A 4,385-nucleotide genomic window follows, 5' to 3' on the forward strand; every position below is an offset into this window, starting at 1 on the left:
ACCTGCGACCTCTACGTCCCGAACGTAGCGCTCTACCAGACTGAGCTACACCCCGAAGGAGCCGACAAGGATACGGTGTGAAGGGATTATCGGCAACCTTTTTTTACCGCGAAGAGCAGCCGACTGACAGTCGGCTCTACCGCGCTTGGTGGTCGGCTTCGCCGACCTCACGCGCCTCGAACCACATGCCGTTGAGGATGGCGGCGGCCGAGGCCAGGCCGGTGCCGAGGATCCAGGCGAAATACCACATGGCAAAACCTCCAATATCACGTTCGGTAGGTGCCGACCGTTGGTCGGCAACATTTAGGTAGGTGCCGACCGTTGGTCGGCACGCTGGGCAATATCAATACGCGTTCGGGTTGTCGGCCATGTCTTCAGCCGTGGTCTTGCCCCGCATCACCCGGTATACCCAGCTGGTGTAGGCCAGGATGATCGGCAGGAAGATCACCGTGGCCACGAGCATGATGAAGAGCGTGAGCTGGCTGGACGAGGCGTCCCACACGGTCAGGCTGCCGCTCGGCTGGCTGGACGAAGGCAGCAGGAACGGAAAGATCGCAAAGCCCACGGTCAGGATGATGCCCGCAATGGAGGCACCCGAGGCCAGGAACGCGGCCAACCCACGGCGGGCGCGCAGCAGCACCGCGCTGGCCAGCGCACCGGCCAGGCCCAGCAGCGGGAACACCAGCGTGAGCGGCATGCTGCTGTAGTTGCGCAGCCAGCCACCGGCGGCCGCGCCGATCTCGGCGGTCTTCAGCAACGGGTTGGTCGGGCCGTCGGTGACCACCTGCGAGGTGATCTGGTAGCCGGGCAGGCCGAAGGCGACCCAGGCACCGCCTGCAGCGAACAGCGCGAAGCTGAGCAGCGCCGCGACGCTGCCATAGCGGGCGGCACGGTCAGCGACAGCGCCGTCGGTCTTCAGCACCAGCATGGCCGCACCGTGCGACACCATCATCGCCACGCCGACCAGCCCGGCCAGCAGCGCGAACGGGGTGAGCAGGCCGAAGAACGAACCGGTGTAGAAGATGCGCATGCTGTCATCGAAGTGGTACGGCACGCCGAGCAGCACGTTGCCCACCGCGACGCTGGAAATCAGCGCCGGCAGCAGCCCGCCCACGAACAGCACCCAGTCCCACGTGGTACGCCAGCGCTTGCTGGGCATCTTGCTGCGGTACTTGAAACCGACCGGGCGCAGGATCAGCCCGAACAGCATGGCGAAAATCGCCAGGTAGAAGCCGGAGAAGCTGACGGCGTACAGCGGCGGCCAGGCGGCGAAGATCGCACCGCCACCCAGCACCAGCCACACCTGGTTGCCTTCCCACACCGGGCCGACTGTGTTGATCACCGTGCGGCGTTCCTCATCGGTCCTGGCCACGAACGGGAGCAGGGTGCCCACGCCCAGGTCGAAGCCGTCCATCACTGCCCAGCCGACCAGCAGGATGCCCAGCAGCAGCCACCAGACCAGGCGCAGCGCGGTGTAATCGAGTCCTAGAATTTCCATGGGGTTTCTCCTGCCTCAGGCCTGGCCGGGAGCCGGCACGGCGGCATTGTGGGGAAGCGGCGTACGCGCGGGCTGCAGCGACGGAAGGATGTCGGCCGGGCCGGTGCGGATCGCCTTGAGCATCAGCTTGACCTCGATCACCAGCAGCACTGTGTAGGTGGCGGTGAACACAGCCAGCGTGGTCAGGATTTCATGCAGGGCCAGGCCCGATGCGGCGTAGAAGGTCGGCAGCACGCCGTCCACCGCCCACGGCTGGCGGCCGTATTCGGCCACGAACCACCCGCATTCGATCGCGATCCACGGGGCCGGTATCGACCACACCGCCAGCCGCAGGAACCAGCGCTTCTCATGGAAGGTGTTGCGGCAGGAGAAGTAGAAGGCCATCGCGAAGAACGCGATCAGGTAGAAGCCCAGCCCGGCCATGATGCGGAAGGTCCAGAACAGCGGTGCTACGCGCGGCACGGTGTCCATCGCCGCCCTGGAGATTTCCTCCGGCGTGGCATTGAGGATGTCGTCGCGGTAGCGCTTCAGCAGCAGCCCGTGGCCCAGGTCCTGCCAGTGGCGGTCGAACATCTCGCGCGCTTCGACATCGTTCTTGTCCCTGCGCACGCGTTCCAGCGCGCCGTAGGCAAGCTGCCCACCCTTGATGCGGTGTTCGGCCCGTTCCACCAGCTCCAGGATGCCCGGGATCGGCTGGTTGACCGAACGCGTGGCGATCAGGCCCATCAGGTACGGAATCCTGATGGCGAAATCGTTCTGCTGGGTCGTCTGGTTGGGAATGCCGAAGGCGGTGAAATCGGCCGGGGCACGCTCGGTTTCCCACATTGCCTCGATGGCGGCCAGCTTCATCTTCTGGTGCTCGCTGGCGGCGTACCCGCTCTCGTCGCCCAGCACCACCACCGACAGCGACGACAACAGGCCAAAGGCGGCCGCCACCGCGAACGAACGCCGCGCCACGTCCTGGTGCTTGTTGCGCAGCAGGTAGAACGCGCTGATGCCCATCACGAAGATCGCGCCGGTGACGTAGCCCGCGCTGACCGTATGCACGAACTTGGCCTGCGCCACCGGGTTGAACAGCACCGCGGCGAAATCCACCACCTCCATGCGCATGGTGTCCGGGTTGAACACCGCGCCGGTGGGGTTCTGCATCCAGCCGTTGGCAATCAGGATCCACACTGCCGACAGGTTGGTGCCCAGCGCCATGAACCAGGTCACCGCCAGGTGCTTGACCGGGCTGAGCCGCTTCCAGCCGAAGAAGAACAGGCCGATCAGGGTGGCTTCCAGGAAGAACGCCATCAGCCCTTCGATCGCCAGCGGCGCACCGAAGATGTCGCCCACGTAGTGGCTGTAATACGACCAGTTCATCCCGAACTGGAACTCCATCACAAGGCCGGTGGCTACGCCGATGGCGAAGTTGATGCCGAACAGCGTGCCCCAGAACAGGGTCATCTGCCGCCACACCGGCTTGCGGGTCATGACATACACGCTTTCCATGATGGCGACCAGGAACGACAGGCCAAGCGTGAGGGGGACAAACAGGAAGTGGTACATCGCGGTCAAAGCGAACTGCAGCCGCGACAGTTCTACGACTGTCGAATCGATCATGGCCTGGCTACCTCGTGGGGTTCTGGCGTATCAGGTGGCGGGAAGGGGGTCTACGGGATGGATTCTGTGACCAGCAACTTCAAACAGCCTTGATTCAGATCAATGTAGGCGACGGTGGCGGGCGGCATCGTAGAGCCTCCCCCTGCGACCGTGCGCCGCACCGGAAGGGTACGCCGGCAGCCATTACAATGTCAGGCATCTCTTCTGCGGCCGCCAGTGATTCCTCTTGAGCCAGCCCCCGGACGTGCCTGCCATTGAAACCCCCGACCTGCGCCGCCAGCGCCTGCGCTGGCTGGACAGCCTGGCCGCGGGCGCCCGCGGTCGCCAACGCCTGGCCGTACTGTCCATCTGCAGTTCCGGTGCCCTGCTGATCGGGCAGGCCGCCGCCATCGCCTGGCTCATCCAGGCCGTGCTGGTGGCGCGCCGTCCGTTGGCAGAGGCGACCGGGGTACTGCTGGCCCTCATGCTAGTCCTGATCGTCCGCGCGTTGCTCAGTAGTTTTACCCAGGCCATGGCCGGTGACGTGGCCGACAGCGCCCGCCTGGCCCTGCGCGAACGGATCTACGCGCGCCTGCTGGGGCAGGGCCCGCTGTGGCTGCGCCAGCAGCGCAGCGGCGAACTGGGTGAGTTGATGCTGGCCCATGCCGACGCGGTGGAGAGCTACTACGCCGGCTACCAGCCGGTGCGCATCGAAGTGGTGGTGGTGCCGCTGCTGATCCTGCTGGCGGTGGCTTACGTGGACTGGGTGGTGGCGCTGATCCTGCTGTTCACCGCGCCGCTGGTGCCGTTCTTCATGATGCTGGTCGGCTGGGGCGCGGAAGCCGCCGGTCGCGCCCAGCTGGGCGAGCTGGCGCGCATGAGCGGGCATTTCGCCGACCGCATCAAGGGCCTGGGCCTGCTGCGCCTGTATGGCCGTGGCGAGGCCGAACTGGAGGGCGTGGCCGCCGCTGCCGAAGGGGTGCGCGAGCGCACCATGAAGGTGCTGCGGATCGCGTTCCTGTCATCGACGGTTCTGGAGTTCTTCGCCTCGGTCAGCGTGGCGATGGTGGCGCTGTACCTCGGCTTGAGCTATCTCGGCCTGATGTCGCTGCATGCGGCGGTGCCCACCTTGGGCGCGGGCATGTTCTGCCTGCTGCTGGCGCCGGAGTTCTATGCACCGCTGCGGCGCCTGGCCGCGCATTACCACGACCGCGCCAATGCGCTGGCCGCGGCGGCGGAAGTCGAGCGCCTGCTGGGCGCATTGCCGGCGCAGGCGATGCCGGAGGAGGTCGCGGGCGCGCCC

The 4,385-nt window shown here is 66.1% G+C and carries 4 protein-coding genes; 1 reads left to right on the top strand and 3 read right to left on the bottom strand.

Going from position 1 to position 4,385, the window contains the following annotated elements; all coding sequences use genetic code 11:
• Positions 1-136: 136 nt before the first annotated feature.
• From cydX to RWO33_RS19420, 3 genes are all read right to left on the bottom strand, one after another.
• Entirely contained in the window at positions 137-250 is a 114-nt protein-coding gene (gene cydX, locus RWO33_RS19410; protein ID WP_145480124.1) for a cytochrome bd-I oxidase subunit CydX, read from the bottom strand.
• Between the two features lie 93 nt (positions 251-343).
• Positions 344-1,498 (bottom strand): cytochrome d ubiquinol oxidase subunit II, encoded by a 1,155-nt coding sequence (gene cydB / locus RWO33_RS19415; protein ID WP_314107007.1) that lies wholly within the window; start codon positions 1,496-1,498, stop codon positions 344-346.
• A 15-nt stretch (positions 1,499-1,513) separates the two neighbouring features.
• A complete protein-coding gene (locus RWO33_RS19420; protein ID WP_314107010.1) occupies positions 1,514-3,103 on the bottom strand; it encodes a cytochrome ubiquinol oxidase subunit I in 1,590 nt (529 codons plus the stop codon).
• A 226-nt stretch (positions 3,104-3,329) separates the two neighbouring features.
• Between RWO33_RS19420 and RWO33_RS19425 the strand changes: the two genes are divergently transcribed.
• The coding region (locus tag RWO33_RS19425) for an ABC transporter transmembrane domain-containing protein (protein WP_314107013.1) at positions 3,330-4,385 on the top strand (1,056 nt) is incomplete at its 3' end.

The sequence above is a fragment of the uncultured Stenotrophomonas sp. genome (assembly GCF_963519925.1).
Classification (GTDB): domain Bacteria; phylum Pseudomonadota; class Gammaproteobacteria; order Xanthomonadales; family Xanthomonadaceae; genus Stenotrophomonas; species Stenotrophomonas maltophilia_AE.